Source organism: Streptomyces sp. NPDC111606, assembly GCF_055656945.1.
In genome coordinates this window covers 460,135-476,452 of record NZ_JBVKBY010000008.1, presented here as the reverse complement: position 1 = coordinate 476,452, position 16,318 = coordinate 460,135, and the positions used below count along the sequence as shown (strand labels likewise).

General features: G+C 70.8%; 12 protein-coding genes, 2 tRNA genes and 1 pseudogene. 3 read left to right on the top strand and 12 right to left on the bottom strand.

Going from position 1 to position 16,318, the window contains the following annotated elements:
* Positions 1-214: 214 nt before the first annotated feature.
* From ACZ7M7_RS29060 to ACZ7M7_RS29050, 3 genes are all read right to left on the bottom strand, one after another.
* Positions 215-1,300, bottom strand: coding sequence for a PP2C family protein-serine/threonine phosphatase (locus ACZ7M7_RS29060; protein WP_472121661.1), 1,086 nt, complete (start codon positions 1,298-1,300; stop codon positions 215-217).
* A gap of 122 nt (positions 1,301-1,422) precedes the next feature.
* Positions 1,423-1,496: transfer RNA gene (locus ACZ7M7_RS29055), tRNA-Met, on the bottom strand.
* 98 nt (positions 1,497-1,594) lie between these two features.
* Entirely contained in the window at positions 1,595-2,728 is a 1,134-nt protein-coding gene (locus tag ACZ7M7_RS29050) for a dihydrofolate reductase family protein (RefSeq protein WP_472121658.1), read from the bottom strand.
* Positions 2,729-2,776: 48 nt separating this feature from the next.
* On the opposite strand from ACZ7M7_RS29050, the gene ACZ7M7_RS29045 reads away from it, so the two are divergent.
* Together ACZ7M7_RS29045 and ACZ7M7_RS29040 are read left to right on the top strand one after the other, a co-directional pair.
* Positions 2,777-3,292, top strand: coding sequence for a MarR family winged helix-turn-helix transcriptional regulator (locus ACZ7M7_RS29045; protein ID WP_383617015.1), 516 nt, complete (start codon positions 2,777-2,779; stop codon positions 3,290-3,292).
* Between the two features lie 114 nt (positions 3,293-3,406).
* Positions 3,407-4,051 carry a GTP cyclohydrolase II gene (locus ACZ7M7_RS29040; RefSeq protein ID WP_472121655.1) on the top strand — a complete coding sequence of 215 codons (645 nt, stop codon included), beginning with the start codon at positions 3,407-3,409 and terminating at the stop codon, positions 4,049-4,051.
* A 68-nt stretch (positions 4,052-4,119) separates the two neighbouring features.
* Here the strand turns inward: ACZ7M7_RS29040 and ACZ7M7_RS29035 are convergent, their stop codons facing one another.
* Positions 4,120-7,398: a S8 family serine peptidase gene (locus tag ACZ7M7_RS29035; protein ID WP_472121652.1), complete on the bottom strand. Its 3,279-nt coding sequence runs from the start codon at positions 7,396-7,398 to the stop codon at positions 4,120-4,122.
* Between the two features lie 289 nt (positions 7,399-7,687).
* On the opposite strand from ACZ7M7_RS29035, the pseudogene ACZ7M7_RS29030 reads away from it, so the two are divergent.
* A pseudogene (locus ACZ7M7_RS29030) lies at positions 7,688-8,030 on the top strand (site-specific integrase); the annotation flags it as partial.
* A 77-nt stretch (positions 8,031-8,107) separates the two neighbouring features.
* Here ACZ7M7_RS29030 and ACZ7M7_RS29025 read toward each other — a convergent pair.
* The 8 genes from ACZ7M7_RS29025 to ACZ7M7_RS28990 form a co-directional block, all read right to left on the bottom strand.
* Complete coding sequence (locus ACZ7M7_RS29025) at positions 8,108-8,455, bottom strand: hypothetical protein (RefSeq protein WP_383607970.1); 348 nt, start codon at positions 8,453-8,455, stop codon at positions 8,108-8,110.
* A 347-nt stretch (positions 8,456-8,802) separates the two neighbouring features.
* A complete protein-coding gene (locus tag ACZ7M7_RS29020) occupies positions 8,803-9,393 on the bottom strand; it encodes an STAS domain-containing protein (RefSeq protein ID WP_472121649.1) in 591 nt (196 codons plus the stop codon).
* A 103-nt stretch (positions 9,394-9,496) separates the two neighbouring features.
* On the bottom strand, positions 9,497-10,501 hold the full coding sequence (locus ACZ7M7_RS29015) for an STAS domain-containing protein (protein ID WP_472121646.1): 1,005 nt from the start codon (positions 10,499-10,501) through the stop codon (positions 9,497-9,499).
* Positions 10,502-10,878: 377 nt separating this feature from the next.
* Positions 10,879-10,951, bottom strand: a tRNA-Lys gene (locus ACZ7M7_RS29010).
* A gap of 130 nt (positions 10,952-11,081) precedes the next feature.
* Complete coding sequence (locus ACZ7M7_RS29005; RefSeq protein WP_472121643.1) at positions 11,082-12,632, bottom strand: amino acid permease; 1,551 nt, start codon at positions 12,630-12,632, stop codon at positions 11,082-11,084.
* 178 nt (positions 12,633-12,810) lie between these two features.
* The gene (locus ACZ7M7_RS29000; protein WP_451167756.1) at positions 12,811-14,961 is read right to left on the bottom strand and encodes a DEAD/DEAH box helicase; all 2,151 of its coding nucleotides are present in this window, start codon (positions 14,959-14,961) and stop codon (positions 12,811-12,813) included.
* Positions 14,962-15,236: 275 nt separating this feature from the next.
* A complete protein-coding gene (locus ACZ7M7_RS28995; protein ID WP_472121640.1) occupies positions 15,237-15,776 on the bottom strand; it encodes a hypothetical protein in 540 nt (179 codons plus the stop codon).
* 119 nt (positions 15,777-15,895) lie between these two features.
* Positions 15,896-16,246 (bottom strand): metallopeptidase family protein, encoded by a 351-nt coding sequence (locus ACZ7M7_RS28990; protein ID WP_383607980.1) that lies wholly within the window; start codon positions 16,244-16,246, stop codon positions 15,896-15,898.
* Positions 16,247-16,318: the final 72 nt, after the last annotated feature.

Sequence of the window (16,318 nt, the reverse complement as noted above, 5' to 3'; positions counted from 1 at the left end):
GCTGCGTTATCGAACGTTAATAGACGCGGGGTGCGGATTCCAAGCTGTTCCACTTGATCATTAACGATTTTCGCCTGGACTTACAGGTCATGAGCGGCCTAAATCGGGCGAGTTGGCCAGAGCTCAGGCGTCACACATGTGTTGACGGTGTGTCAGTTGTTATGCGGAGGGGGGTCACCCGGTCACATCCGGTGACAAGGATCAAGGAACGGCATCACGGCCGTCGTACGGCGATGAGGGCCATGTCGTCCGCCATCCCGCCCCCGGAGTGCCGCCGCACCTCCGCCGCGAGGACGCCGAGGAGCGCGACCGGCTCCCGACGGGCGTTGGCCCGCCCCGCCAGTCCCGCCTCGGGGTCGTAGAACCGGTCGGCGTCGTCCCGTGCCTCGCTCAGGCCGTCGGTGTACAGGAGCAGCGTGGCCCCGCTCGGGCAGTCGGCCTCCTGAGCCCGGTCGGGCCAGACACCCAGCTCTCGCATGCCGAGCGGCAGCGCGGGCTCGGCGGCGGGCAGCGCGCGCACGGTGCCGTCGGCGTACAGCAACAGGGGCGATGGATGCCCGCGGTTGACGAGGCGCACGATCCCGCTGCCGTGCGGCAGCTCGGCGAGTACGGCGGTGGTGAACCCCTCGGCGGACTCGGCCCACTCGCGCCGGTCGCGCTCGCGCACCAGTGCCCGCTCCAGGCGCTGTGCGACCGCCTCTAGCGTGGCCTCCTGCTCGGCGGCCTCCCGGAAGGCCCCGATGACCACGGCGACCGCGCCCACCGCCCCGATGCCCTTGCCGCGCACGTCCCCCACGACGACCCGCAGGCCGTGCGGGCTGTCCTGCACGGCGTACAGGTCGCCGCCGATGGAGGCGCCCTCCTGCGCGGCCTCGTACCGTGCCGCGATCTGGAAGCCGCCGATCCGCTCGGCCGGCTCGGGCAGTACGGCGCGCTGAGCGGCCTCGGCGATCTCGCGGGCGGAGGCGAGGCGTTCGTCGCTGCGGCGGACGAGGACGTTGATGAGAACGGCGAGAACGGAGACGGTGACCACGGTGACCAGCTCCGTGATCACCTCCGCCTTGGGAAGTCCGCCGCGCGGGATGCGCAGCACGAGCAGTGCGGCGACGGCCACGACGCCCGTGATGACCGTGCCGCGCTGGGAGTAGAGCGGGGCCGCGACCAGGGGGGCGGCGGTGAAGAAGGGGGCGCCGGTGAAGTCCGTGGGCGTGACGTAGTCGTACACGCCTCCGGCCGTGATCAGCAGGGCGGGGAGCAGCCGGACGAACCGGCGTGCGTACGAGATCCGCCGTTGCTCCACCTCATCAGGGTTGCCGAAGCGGGGGCGCGGGGCGAGTGGTGAGGGCCGACCGGACGGGCACGGGCGTCGAGCGGAAAACACTCAGGGCCGGAACTGAATCAGTTCCGGCCCTGAGTCATCAGTAGCGGGGACAGGATTTGAACCTGCGACCTCTGGGTTATGAGCCCAGCGAGCTACCGAGCTGCTCCACCCCGCGGCGATGACTCAATAGTACGCCATCCGCAGGACAAGATGCACACGCGTTTCCCCGGCCCCGCCCTGACCGGTGTTTTCCGCACCCGTCGGGCGGGGCGGTCAGGACAGCAGATGGCTGTTCGGAGCCTTGGCCCGCCCCTCGTATTCCGGCAGGACCACGACATCCACCCCTTCCCCGGCCAGCAGCCCGCTCCCGTCGGCCCCCGCCACGAACGTGTCCGGCTCCCGCCAGGCCGTCACCACCCGCCGCACCCCCGCATCGAGGATCAACCGCGCGCAGGGCAGGGGACGGGACGCCCGACGCGTACAGGGCTCCAGGCTCGTGTACACAGTGGCGGACGTCACCCGCGGATCCCCGGCCGCGATCTTGGCCAGCGCAGCCTCCTCCGCGTGCACGACGGGATCACCGCCCTCCCGCGAGTACCCCCGCGCCAGCTCCGTGCCGTCGGCCGCCACCACGACCGCCCCGACACTGAAGGCCGTCCCCGACGGCGGGCACTGCGCCGCCAGGTCGCAGGCCACCGCCAGCCACTTCCGGTCCGCGGCGGACGGCAGGACACCCGCACCGGGTGCCGTGGGCTCGTAGCGCATCAGCACGACGTCCTCGATCCGCCGCGCCTCGACCAGTCGCAGCCGGCCGCCCTGATATCCGCCCGGCCCGAACAGCCGCGGCGCGTCCGGGTCCCCCACGAACAGCGGCGCCAGCACCAGCTGCACCTCGTCCGCCAGCCCCTGCTGCAGAAGCTGCGTGTGGATCGTGCCGCCCCCCTCGACCATCAGCCGTTCGACGCCGCGCACCTCGCGCAGGTGCCGCAGCAGGCCCCGCCAGTCCAGGTCGGCGCCCAGCGCGACCACGTCGGCCGCAACCGGCGCCCGGCGCAGACGCTCCGCGCCCTTCTCCGTCGTACAGACGATCTTCTCGCCGCCCGTGTGCCAGAAGTTCGCCGTCGGGTCCAGCTCGCCGGACGCGCTGACCGTGACCTTGAGCGGATACTCCGGCTTCCCGGCCGCCACCCGCGCGGCCCGCCGCTCGGCCGAGTTCACCAGCAGCCGCGGGTTGTCCGCCCGGATCGTGCCGGCGCCGATCAGGATCGCGTCCACGGACGCCCGTACCTCGTCGACCCGGTCGAAGTCGGCCGGGCTGGAGAGCAGCAGGCGCTCGGGGGTGGTGTCGTCGAGGTAGCCGTCCAGCGAGACCGCGGCGGACAGCAGGACGTAGGGGTACGACGGCATCGGCACGCTCCGCTTGGTTCAAGTTTGAAACAAACCTACACTGGTCACATGACGACTCGCTGGCTCACTCCCGAGGAGCAGCGCGCCTGGCGCGCCTACATCGCCTCCGCCGCCCTCGTGGAGGACGCGCTGGACCGGCAGCTCCAGCAGGAAGCCGGCATGCCCCATCTGTATTACTCCATCCTCGCCACCCTGTCCGAGGCTCCGGAGCGCCGGCTGCGCATGACCGACCTGGCGGAGGGCCTGAAGATCACCCGCAGCCGGCTCACGTACGCCGTGACGCGCCTGGAGAAGGACGGGCTGGTGCGGCGCGAGGACTGCCGCTGGGACAAGCGCGGCAGCATCGCGACCCTCACCGAGGAAGGCATGCGCGTCCTGGAGCGTGCGGCCCCGGGCCATGTGGAGACCGTGCGGGCGCTGCTGTTCGACCGGTTGACCCCGGAGCAGGTCGGGCAGCTGGAGGAGATCTTCACGGCGGTCGCCGGGGGCTTCCAGGGCGACACGGCACACGCCACCGCGGACGACGTGCCCTGGCGGCGGCGTTCCAGCAAGCCGTGCTCGTGACGCACGCCACAAGAATCCCATTGCTTCAAATTTAAAGCATGGGATAGGGTCCTGTACCGAGGAGCTGCTTCAAATCTGAAGCAGAAGGCCCACGCACGGAACCCGGAGACCCGCATGCCCGACACCACCGCCGCCGCCACCCAGCGCGCCCGCGTCCGGGTTCCGCTGCGCTTCCAGGACGGCTACGGCGTCGACGCCGAACTCGTCACCTTCCACGGCCTGTCCGACGGCCTGGAACACGTGGCCGTCGTCCTCGGCGACCCGGCCCCCGGCACCACCCCGCTGGTCCGCCTGCACTCCGAGTGCCTGACCGGCGACGTCTTCGGCTCGGCCCGCTGCGACTGCGGCCCCCAGCTGCGTGAGGCCGTCGAGCGCATCGCCGAGCGCGGCGGCGTGCTGCTGTACCTGCGCCAGGAGGGCCGCGGTATCGGCCTCTACAACAAGCTCGACGCGTACGCCCTCCAGGACCAGGGCCTCGACACCTACGCCGCGAACGCCGCGCTCGGCCTCCCGGAGGACGCCCGCGACTACACGGCGGCCGCCCAGATGCTCACCGCCCTCGGCATCGGCGAACTGGACCTGCTCTCCAACAACCCCGACAAGGCCGACCAGTTGCGCGCCCTCGGCATCAAGGTCCAGGGCCGCGTCCCGACCGGCGTCTTCGCCACCCCGGACAACGTCCGCTACCTGCGCGCGAAGGTCCTGCAGACCCAGCACACGCTCCCGCTGGGCGACCTCGCGAAGCTCAGCGCGGGCTGAGCGCAGCACAAGAAGAAGGGGCGGGCGCCCGGTACCGGACGCCCGCCCCTCAGCCGTGGTGACGACGACTACGGCGTGACCTTCTCGATGCTCACCCCGCCGACACCCGCGGTCGTCCCGCGCGTGTTCACGAGCCGTACCTCACCGAAGAGCTCACGGCCCTCGGGCACGGCCCGTGCGACGGTGACGTTCGCCGCCGCCTTCGCCGAGTCACCCGTACCGAGCTTCACCGGCGCCGACTCGTCGACGGTGACCGAGCCGAGCGCGGAGGAGAAGTAGGCGTCCCGGTAGTCGTACGCGGTCGAGCCGGACGGCACCTCGAAGCCGGCCACCTCGACGGTGTACTTGCCGGCGGCCGGGTCGGCGATGGAGACGGACTCCTCGGCGTCGCCGTCCGCGGACTGGCCGACCAGCTTGCCCTGGGCGTCGTACACCGACAGGTCGAGGTCGGCGCCCAGGTCGGAGACCTTGCCGATGGAGACGTCCAGCGAGGTGGTGCCCTCGGGCACCTCGATGGTGCTGGTGTGCGTCTCACCGCCCTTGATGGTCGGCCGCGCGGTCTTCGACGAGCCGAGCGCGCCGCCCTTGAGGTTGCCCTCGACGGCCTCCAGCTTGTTGGTCACCGTCCAGGAGGCGGCGACCGGGGTGCCGACCTTGGCCTCCGGCACGGTCACGGACTCCGGGTCGAAGGAGGCGCCGTACACGGTGGCGTTCAGCTTGAACGGGTTGTCCAGCAGCGCCGACGTACGGCGCGAGTCGACCACGATCTCCCAGACGCCGGGCACCGGTTCGGCGGACTCGGGGAGGTCCTTGGTGTCCGGGCTGTTGTCCGCGGCGGGGACACCGTAGGGGTTGATGGCGGTGAAGAACGTCCGGCTGCCCTGCTTCAGCCCGCCGAGCGTGATCTCCAGCGACTTCGTGCCCTCCGGGACGGTCACGAAGTACGACCTGAAGTTGTTGCGCTGCACCGAACCCGAGGCGGTGAAGGTGTACTTGGCCGGCGTGGAGACGACGACGGTGGTGAGGATCTGCTTGTCGACGCCGACCGTCCTCGGGTCGTCGGCCTCCAGGATCGCGCTCTTGATGCCCGCCTGCTTCGGCGCGGCCTGCACCTTGACGGTCACCGGCTTGTTCAGCGGCAGGTCGACGACCTTCGGGCCGAGGATCGAGAAGGTGCGGGCCTTGTTGTTGGCCAGGCGCAGGGTGTGCGGGAGGGAGCCGGCGGGGCCGGACGTACGGGTGACGGTGACGTCGTACGTCTTCTTCTTGCCGGCCTTCAGGCCGCCCTCGCGGTCGTACAGGCCGGTGCCGGAGCCCGGCGTCTTCAGCGCCTGGTCGAGCGCGGTGTCGACCGGGGCCTGCACCGCGTAGTCATGGGCGGTGGCGCCTGCCCTGACCGCCTTCCAGGCGTCGGCGACGTCGATGCGGCCCGCGCCCTCCTCGTATGCCTGGAGCCCCTCGATGTGGTGGGCGGTCGAGGTGAGGGCGGTGCGCAGCTTCTCGGGCGTCAGCTTGATGCCCTTCTGCTTCGCGGCGGACAGCAGCAGCGCGGACGCGCCCGCGGCCTGCGGGGACGCCATCGAGGTGCCGTTGTACATGGCGTAGCCGGCCGGGAGCTTCCAGCCCGCCTCGGCGATGGGCGCGCCCGGCATCCAGGCCGGGATGGTGCTCACCGCGGCGCCGGGGGCCACGACGGTCGGGGTGAACCCGCCGTCCTCACGCGGGCCGCGCGAGGAGAAGTTGAACAGCTGGTACTTGGTGCGCACGCCGGTGCCGTAGTTGGCGGCGAAGGTCTCCTTGGAGACGCCCGCGCCGACCGAGATGACCTTGTCGGCGAGGCCCGGGTCGCCGATGGTGTTGGCGCCGGGGCCCGAGTTGCCCGCGGACAGGACGAGCTGGACGCCGTAGGTGTCGATGAGCCGCGTGTAGAGCTCCGCACGCGCGTTGTTGCCGTCGTTCAGCGGGGGCAGGCCGCCGATGGACATGTTGACGACGTCGACGCCGCGGTTGGCGACGAGGTCGATCATGCCCTCGGTGAGCGCGACGCTGGAGCAGCCGGGGCCGAAGATGCAGGCCCGACTGGAGACGATCTTGGCGCCCGGGGCCTGCCCGTCCATCCTGCCGCCGAGCAGGCCGTTGGCGGCGGTGATGCCGGCCACGTGGCTGCCGTGCGCGCCGGCGGTGAGGCCGATGTTGACGAAGTCGGCCTTCTTTCCGGCCCAGTCGCCGCCCAGCGGGTCCATCGGGACGTCCTTGCGGACCTCCACGACGAAGTCCTGGCTCTCGGCGATGCCGGTGGCCGGGTCGTCGGTGCCGAAGCGGCCTACCTGGTGGCCGTCCTTGTACGGCTTCATCGGGGTGTCGTCGGTGAAGTCGCCGTTGTCGTTCACGTCGACGGTGACCTTGCCGGCCTTGGCGTCGTACAGGACACCCCAGTCGTCGGTCGTGTCGCCGTCGCGGTTGACGTCACCGTCGGCGTCGCCGTCCGCGGCCTTCCCCTGCTCGGTGACGTCCTCGCGGAAGGTGCTGACCTGGTACGCCCCCTCGGGCGCCTTCCAGCTCTTGCCCCCGAAGGTGAAGGACGGCCCGGAGACGGAGGTGGTCATCGCCCGCCAGGTGCCGTCGCCGTCGACGATCGGGTCGGTGGCGGTCACCCAGTCGACGATCTTGCGCTCACCGGTCGTCGTCTTCTGCAGCGCGGGGCTCGCGAGGTCGACGCCGGTGTCGAGGACACCGATGGTGACGCCGCGGCCGTCCGCCTTCGGGTTCTTCTTCACGAAGTCGACGGCGCCCGTCTCGAAGGACGGGTTGTACGGGTTCTTCGCGGGGGTGTTCTTGTCGGGGCCGGGGTAAGTCGCCGCGGAGGCGGTCGACTTGGCGCCGCTGTCGAGGCCCGGCTCCTCGAGGGGTATCTCGTCCCGTAGGTCGATGGCCTGCACGGAGGAGAGCTGCGCGGCGGCCGAGATGGCGGACTCCGCCCTGCCGGTCGGCACGGTGGCCCGCACATAGCCGAGCTTGTCGTAGGTACGGCCCACGGAGCCGCCCTTGATGGCGTCCAGCTCCGCGGCGACCTTCTCGGTCTGTCCGGGCGCGGTGGCGATCATCATCGTGACCGTCTTGTCGCGCTGCGCCTTGGCCTCGGCGAGGAGGTCGGCGTCGTCCGCACCGAGCTTGTCGTGGGCGGACTTGACGCCGGGGTCGGCCGCGGAGGCGGTGGAGCCGTCCGCGGCGAGGGCGAGGGGTAGGGGGCCGGCCGCGGAGAGCGCGGCGACGAGGCCTGCGGCCAGGGCGATGCGGGCGGCGCGTTGCGCGCCCGGTATCGGGGCCGTGTGGGGGGTGGGGGGCATGGTGATCCCTGGTGCTGAAGGAACGTAGACGTCGGCGGCCGGATCGAGCACCTTCGACCGCCGCGGTCCGGAATGTGATCCCGGATGATCGCCCAGCTTTCCTCAAGGGACCGATTTCTGTTGATAGTTCGGGGCGGGGAGATCTTCACCTGGCACAAACCCGCCAAGCGCCATCGCGGACGTTTCCGAACAGGCTGTGACATTCCTGTGAGGCGTCGGGGACGGGCGGGATGCCGGAGGTTGGGAAGGCGCGGCCCCTGCGCGGCACTGAACTCCGCCATCGCCCGGCCCTCAGCAGTTCGGCGTCTTCCTCGATGCAGCCGAGGGCGGCCGTCCGGACCTGGCCGACCCCTACGTGTCCGAGCCGAGGACGTACGGCAGCGCCGGCACGATCGCGCTCGGCAGCGTGAACATCGTGGTCCTGCGCGACCACAAGGCCCGCCAGGACAAGGACCGTGCGGACCGGGGCGACGCATGGCAGGCCACAGACAAGGTCTTCACGAAAGAGGACGGCTCCTGACTCTCTCCCCCACACACGGACGCGCTCGGAAACGTTCCGCCGCACCCTCGCCACGACCGGCCTGCCGCCCGTCACCCTGCGCAATCTGCGCCACGTCGCCGCGACGCTCACGCCCGAGCCTCAAACGAGGCAGCGCCCGACCCGACCGAAGTCGGCTCGGGCGCTGCGACATCGTCCGCTCACCCATGTTCAGAGGCGGAGCAGTCGTTGGGTGACCTCCCGGTACTGCCGCAACGCGAGATGGAGTTCGGCGGACTGCGTTTCGGGATCGTGGTCCTGCCAGCCCGCGCGGAGAGTACGCCGCTGTTCGGCGAGGACGGCCATGAGCTGAGCTGTGGCTTCGTCGAAGGCGCCTTCGGCCTCCTCCAGTGACTGAAGCGGGGTGTCGGGGAAGGTGTTGAGGGCCCGTCCGAGACGCTGGGCGATCTTGTCACGCTCGGCCGACGGGAACAGTGGTGCCGGGCCGGGGCCGCGGCTTCCCGTAACGCCCCGGGGCTGGTCTGCGGGCTGTCGAGCGCGATTCTGGTCGTACATCATCAAGTGCCGCTTCCTGTGCGTCGTGCCGGATTTCCGGAGCGGTATGGCACTGCGCCATGCCGCCAGTCAGCGTCCGGCGCCGACCCGTGTCAACGCGATGCCGCTCTCCGAACGAACGCGGTTGTCACACAGTCGGGAGTACGTGGAGAACACGAGGACCTTTCTTGTGCCGGAACTCGGACCGGCTCCGAACCGCCCCGTCGTGGTCCAGCCCTCCTGTTCCCGTGAGTCCACCAGACCACATTCCTTCCACAGCACGCCACCGTCCTCAAGGGCAGCCCGTGGCCCCGGCCCCGCGCCCTCCGCATCCAGGCCGAGGAGCCACGCAGGCGCTCCGTCCCACCATGTCAACGACGCTCACGGGTCCCGGCGTCAGCGTCGACGCGCTTCCAGGGCGACGTCATCGCCTGGGTCGCCACCCACCGCCGCCACACGCCTTCACCGACAGGCACGCTCAGCAGCAGCGACAGCTCGACGCCCGCGGCGCGCAGCGGCTGTGCCCACGCCCGCGGCGCGTCGCCGTCCCGCCCAGGCGCGGCGGCGCCCGGACTCCGCCGTACGTCACGCGGCCCGTCCACCGCCGCACGGTCCGCGGGTACGTCCTGCCAGGCGTCCTGGGCACTGGCGTACCGCGGGAACCGCTTCAGCAGATCCGCGGCCCGGAACACGAGATTCGATGCCCGCCGGTTGTGGACCACGCGCACCCGTCCGCTCCGCCCGCGGCAGTCGCGCCACGCCGCGCACAAGGGGTCCAGGACGCTGCCGTCCATGAACGTCACATCGCTCAGGTCAACGATCAGAAACAGTCGGCCGGTGCCGCGGCGGGCGTCCTCCAGGTCACGCGCGAAGGCCGGCGTGGTCGTCAGGTCCAGTTCGCCGCCGACCCGGACCACGCGGCACTCGTCGAACCGATCGGGGACGGGCGCATGTGTGCCCATCTCCTGTGTCGCTGAGGTGGCTTTTGCCTTGCGCAGGGCCTCTGTTGTCGCCCAGGTCCAGCCGCCCGACCGAGCCTGTTGAGGAGCGGACCCGCCTCCCCCACTACGTCCGGCCCCGCCCGGTGCCCCGAGGGGCAGGCACCGGAGGTCCGCTGTCCCGGGACAGGGTCAGCACGCAAGGAGCGCCCGGTCCGGGCAGCCCGACCAACTCTCCGTGGTTCAGCCAGCCCCACGACTCGTAAGCGGCTTGTCCGGCCCGGTCGGCCGGGTGCAGCAGGGCGACCCCGAGTGCGGCGTGCCGATCGGCCAGCAGACGCTGCTGCAGGCGGCGGCCGATGTCGCGGTGTTGGCCCTGGTGCTGAGCCACGACCTGGGTGAGGAGCAGGAACCCGGTACCGCCGACGAGCCGCCCGATGCACTCCTGCAGCCCTCGCTCGGACCGGCCCTCGGGGCTCACCGGAAATCCGAAGCTACATCCCACCAGCACCGTCGTCTCGGCGAGCAGCAACGCGAAGCCGGGCCGTCGCGCGCTGACGGCAAGTCGCCACAGGAAGTCGATTCGCTCTCGGTGCGCCTGCCCCGAGGAGCCCGCGACGGGTGGCACGGCCAAGTCGGCGATGTCTTCTCTCATCCCCTCTGCCTGCCAGCGGTTCAGCCGGCGCAGCCGAATACCGTCCTTGACCGCCGGCACATCCGCGCGGCCGCCGGACGCGCGTGTCCCTCCGGCCAACCCGACCGACGCAGAGGTGTCCAGCAGGTCATGGAGCAGTGCGGGTGGCACCCCGTGGGCCGGGGCCGCGAGGAGCAGGGGAGCGGATCCGGTGGCTGCGAGGAGCCGGGTGATCTGCGCGCACGGATGGTGCAGCCGCAGCGCGGCATGCACCCGCTCGGCACGGCGTGACGCCGTAAGGAACACGTCCAGGCCCTTGGCGTCGCAGGAGCCTACGGTGGTGAGATCGACGTCGATGACGGTCATGCCGTCACGCAAGCACTGGTCCAGCGCGGCCCGCAGCAGGGGCACCGTGGCCGGCCCCACCTCGCCCAGGAGCGTGACCAGGGCTCGCTCCCCCTTGTCACGCCGGTGGATGTCCAGCCGCCGCACCACCATCACCCCGCCCCTCGGCAGGGATTCACAACGACCAGGGAAGGGTGCGGAGTTGCAGTGAACGCGGCGTACATGATGCCGACCCGTCTCCGCACCGTCCGCTCCGGCGGCCCGGGGTTCGTCTCGCGCCGAGGACGCCCCGGCAAGACGGCCGGAATGCACGATGCCCTCGGTATCTCCACCGTACGCCGCCGACGGTCTCGACCCGCAGTCTCGGACGGGCTCATCGAAACCGAGCGCACCGCCTGCCGATCGGCTCATGGAGACGTCCGCAGCAGAGGGCCCACCTGTGGGCCGAAAACGAAGCAGCGCCCGAGCCAACTTAAGTCGTCTCAGGCGCTGCGCAGCAGGTCAGAGGGGTACCCCCGTCACCCGCACCGTAGGCCCTGTGGGACTCGAACCCACAACCAATGGATTAAAAGTCCACTGCTCTGCCAATTGAGCTAAGGGCCCTGGCGATGTTGCCACCCCGAGCATAGCCGCACGTGGCCGTGGATCCGATCGGGTATCGGGGTCACGGCCACGTCAGCGGTGGCGGAGGGCCGCAGAAGGAGCTCTCGCGCAGCCCGCGCGCGCCGAAGCGCTACGGATCCACCGGTTCGGGCGCCCCCGCACGGGCCGCGTCCCGGGCGATCGTGCGCTCGTGGTCGGGGTTGAGGAACCAGTGCCGGGCCGACGCGAGCCACCAGGTCGCGGCGAAACCGAGGACGACCAGGACGGCGACCGGCGCGTAGTTGAAGGTCTCCCAGGTCACCGGGGACACCTGCGGCAGCATGAACAGCACCGTGATCACGCCGACCCACGTCACCGCCACCACCCCGACGACCCCCGACCAGCGGCCCAGGTGCCACGGCCCGCGCTCGAACGCCTCCCCCTTGCGCAGCCTCAGCAGCGTCGGGATGACGTACGCGATGTAGAGGCCGATCACCGCGATCGAGGTCACCGCCGCGTATGCCGTGACGTTGATCAGATACGGCAGCCCGAGCACCAGCGCCCCGCCCGCGGCCAGCCACACCGCTGCCACCGGCGTCCGGGTGCGCGGGCTGACGGTGTGCCACACGTGCGAGAAGGGCAGGGCGCCGTCGCGCGAAAAGGCGTAGATCATACGGCTGTTGGCCGTCACGGACGCCATCCCGCAGAACAACTGCGCCCCGATGACGACCAGCAGGAGCAGCTTGCCCGCCGTCGCCCCCAGCGCGTCGAGCAGGATCTGCGCGGGCGGCGCCCCCGTCGGGGACGTGAGGGCACCCTCGTACGACTGGATCGCGAAGGTGAAGCCCAGCAGGAGAACGAAACCCGCGATCCATGACGTCCAGATCGACTGCACGATCCCCTTCGGGCCCGCCGTCGACGCGTCGTGCGTCTCCTCCGTCATGTGCGCCGAGGCGTCGTACCCGGTGAAGGTGTACTGCGCCATCAGCAGGCCCACCAGGACGACGTACACCCCGCTGCCCCAGCCGGTGTTGTTCACGAACTCGCCGAACACGAAGGACGCCGACCGGTGCTCGTCCGGTACGAAGGTCAGCGCGCCGACGATCACCGCGATGCCCAGCACGTGCCACCACACGCTGATGCTGTTCAGCAGCGCGACGATGCGCACGCCGAAGGTGTTGAGGAGGCCGTGCAGGACGAGGATGCCCGCGAAGAGCAGGATCGTGCGGCCCGGGGTCACCTCGAAACCGAACTGCAGGTTCAGGTACGCGCCCAGGAACGATGCCGCCCCGAAGTCGATGCCGGCGGTCACCGCCACCTGGCCCAGCACGTTGAACCAGCCCGTGAACCACGCCCAGGCGGCTGCCGTACGCGGCGGCGCGAGCCGGTGCGCCCAGAAGTACAGGCCGGCGGACGTCGGATACGCCGAACAGATCTCGGCCATGGCGAGGCCGACGAACAGGGTCATCAGACCCACGGCCACCCAGCCCCAGGTGATCACCGCCGGGCCGCCCGTGTTCATGCCGAACAGATACAGCGTCAGGCAGCCCGACAGGACCGAGATGATCGTGAAGGAGACCGCGTAGTTGGAGAACGCCGACATGCGGCGGGCGAGAACCTGCGTGTAGCCGAGCTGGGCCAGCCGCTCTTCGTCCGAGACCTTCCCGGAGGACCGCCCGCTCGCTATGGCGTCATCTGTCATGTCCCCAGCAATTCCCGCGCCAGGGGCATGACACACGTCACAGCTTGGCCAGAAGAGGCCCTTTGCAGCCCTGCCGGGACCGTCCCGACGCAACGCGAAGGGCCCGTACAAACCAGTCGTACGGGCCCTTCGGTGTGCACTCAGCGATGCTCACACGGCGTCAGCCGATGCGGCAGGCTCAGCCGTTGCGCTTCCAGCGCGGCTTGTCGTCGCGGCGCCCGAAGGACGAGCCGCCGCCGGTGCCACGGTGGTCGTCACGTCGGCCGTAGGGCCGCTCGTGACCGCCGGAGCGGAAGCCGGGGCGGTCGTCGCGACGGTCGCGGTTGAAGGGACGGTCGCTGCCACGGTGACCGCCACGCTCGTCACGCCGCTCGAAGGAGCGCCCGGCAGGCCGGTCGTCGCGACGGAAGCCACCGCGGTCGTTGTCGCGGCGCTCGAAGGGACGGCCGCCACGGTCACGGTCGAAAGAACGGCCGCCACGGTCGCCGCCACGGTCACCACGGTCGTCGCGACGGAAGCCGCCACGGTCGCCGTCGCGGCGCTCGAAGGAGCGGCCGCCACGGTCACGGTCGAAAGAACGGCCGCCACGGTCGCCGCCACGGTCACCACGGTCGTCGCGACGGAAGCCGCCACGGTCGCCGTCCCGGTCCCGACGCTCGAAGCCACGGTCGCCGCGGTCACGGTCGCGGTTGAACCCGCCACGGTCGTTGTCACGGCGCTCGAAGGAACGGCCGCCACGGTCACGGTCGAAGGAACGGTCACGGTCGCGGTTGAACCCGCCCCGGTCGTCCCGCCGCTCGCGACGCTCGTACGGCGCCGAGGCCTCCGTACGCTCGGCCCGGTCGACATCCTGCGCCGCAGGCTGCTCGGGCACGGCCACCTCGACGGCCTCGACCGCCGCGGCCTGCGCCTCGGCCACCGCGGCCTCGGGGTCCTCACCGCGCTCGCGCGCCGCGCGGGCGACGAGCCGGTCGGACTCCTCACGCAGCTCGACGGCACGCCGCTGGGCCCGCTCCAGCTGCTTGGTGAGCTGAGCCACGTCACGCTCGGCCTGCTGAGCGGCGTTGCCCGCCGACTCCGCCTGGACCTCGGTCATCGAACGGGCTCCGGTGATCTCGGCGACCTCCGGGTCGAAGGCGTTGCCGCCCTGGATGATGTGGCGCGAGGCGTCGACGCCCGCGTCCTCCATCAGCCGGAAGATCTGGCGCCGCTGGTGCGGCAGGGAGAGGGAGACGACCGTACCGGTCCGCCCCGCACGCGCCGTACGGCCCGCGCGGTGCAGGTAGTCCTTGTGGTCACCGGCCGGGTCCACGTTCAGCACGAGGTCGATGCCGTCGACGTGGATACCGCGCGCGGCGACATCGGTGGCGACGAGGACGTTGACGTAACCGTCCTTGAAGTCGGCCAGCGTCCGGGTGCGCGCACCCTGCGTCATACCGCCGTGCAGCGCGTCCGCCTTCGCACCGGCGTCGCGCAGCTGCTCGGCGACACGGTCGGCGCCCAGCTGGGTGCGGACGAAGATGATGGTGCGGCCCTTGCGGGACGCGATCGCGGCGGTGACCGGCGCCTTGTCCTTGGGCTTCACGATCAGGATGTGGTGCGACATGGTCGTCACGGCACCCTGCGCGGCGTCGACCTCGTGCAGGACCGGGTCCTTCAGGTACCGGTCGACGAGGGTCTTGATCTCGTTCTCCATGGTCGCGGAGAAGAGCATGCGCTGACCGCCGGCCGGGACCTGGTCGAGCAGCTCGGTGACCTCGGGCAGGAAGCCCAGGTCGGACATCTGGTCGGCCTCGTCGAGAACGGCGACCTCGACGTCCTGCAGCGAGCAGGCGCCACGGCTGATGATGTCGCGCAGTCGGCCGGGGGTGGCCACCAGCACGTCCACGCCGCGCTCCAGGGCGTAGATCTGGTTCCCCATCGACGTACCGCCGCAGACGACCTTCATCTTCAGGCCGAGCTGGTCGCCGTAGGGCTGGAGAGCGTCCGCGACCTGCATCGCGAGCTCACGGGTCGGGGTGAGGATGACGGCACGCGGACGGTGCTTCTCGGTGCGGCCGCCGGAGAGGCGGGCCAGCGCCGGGAGACCGAACGACAGCGTCTTGCCGGAGCCGGTACGACCGCGCCCCAGGATGTCCTTGCCGGCCAGGGCGTCCGGGATGGTCGCGGCCTGGATCGGGAAGGGGGTGGTCACGCCGTTCTGCGCGAGCTTGCGCACGACGCCCTCGGGGAGACCGAGGTCGCCGAAGGTGACCGTGGGGGTCTCCTCGACAGACTCGTTCTCGCCGTTCTCGGGCACGACGACGTGATCAGTACTGGAAATGGACATGCGTATGCGAAACCTTCCGGAGTCTCGTCGGCACGCGCCCGTCAACTCCGTGATTCGCACACGACCGCCTCTATGCGGTCCGCCACGGCAAGGGAGAGTACGCGCCACACGGCGCGCTCTGCAGTGGCGCCGGGCAAATGGGATCAAACGATCTACCACCATACGCACCCCCAGCCCCCCAACGCAAACCGGCCGTCACCCCTGTAGGCAACGTCACTCGCCCCGGTCGTGGGCACCCTCACGTGCCCTGCCCCCTCGGCTCCCGCGGCCCTACCTCACGCAGGCGCCCCCGCAGCCGGCGCCGGCTCCCGCTGCGCCAACTGCGGCCCCGTCTCCTCATGGGCCGACGACGAAGGCTCGGCCGCCGTGGGCGTCGGCGTATCGGACGTCGGCTGCTCCGTCGGCGTCGGCTCCGGATCCGCCGTCCGGGTGGGCGTCGGCTCAGCGGTACGCGTAGGACCCGGCTTCTCGCTCTGCCCCGGCTTCACCGGCGGCCTGCCCCCGGCGGGAGCGGACGCACTCGCATCCGCTGACGGCGAGACCGACGGAGAACCCGACCCGGCGCCCTTGTCCGCGTCCTTGCCCTTGCCCTTCCCCTTCGCCCGCTTGCCGTCATCCGCGTGCGCCCCGAACCCGGCCCCGCCCCCCGACACCGCAGAACCGCCGTCGGGCGCCTCACCACCCCGCTGCCCCGCCGAATGCGACGGCTTGGCACCCCCGCCACCACCGTCGTCACCCACACTCATACAGCCGGCGGCAGCGGCGACGGCCATCGCCGTGGCAGCCAGACGGACAGGTACGTACAAAGGGCGCACGGGAGCCACCTCCAGGGGCGGGCGAGAAAGTCAACCTGCCCAACTCCCGCCGCCCACAAGAGGACACGCGCCCTTACCGCTGCGACACAACCCCGGCACCGAAAGGCCCCGGAGCCACCTCACCCGTACCCGAGCGCGTGCAACCGCTCGTCGTCGATCCCGAAGTGATGCGCGATCTCATGCACCACCGTCACTTCGGTCTCGGCCACGACCTCCTCCCGCGACGCGCACATCCGCAGCGTCGGTCCCCGGTAGATCGTGATCCGGTCCGGCAGGACCCCGGCGTACCACTCCCCGCGATCGGTCAGCGGAGTCCCCTCGTACAACCCGAGCAGCTCGGGATCGTCCGCCGGCGGTTCGTCCTCGACGAACACCGCGACGTTGTCCATCAGCCGCGTCAACTCCGGCGGAATCCGGTCCAGCGCCTCGGCGACCAGTTCCTCGAACTCCTCGCGCGTCATCTCCAGCACACGCCCATTGTCAGGCACGAACCAGTCAAGAAGGAGCCGCCAACGGCCCCGCATATCCACCACGGCACTTGG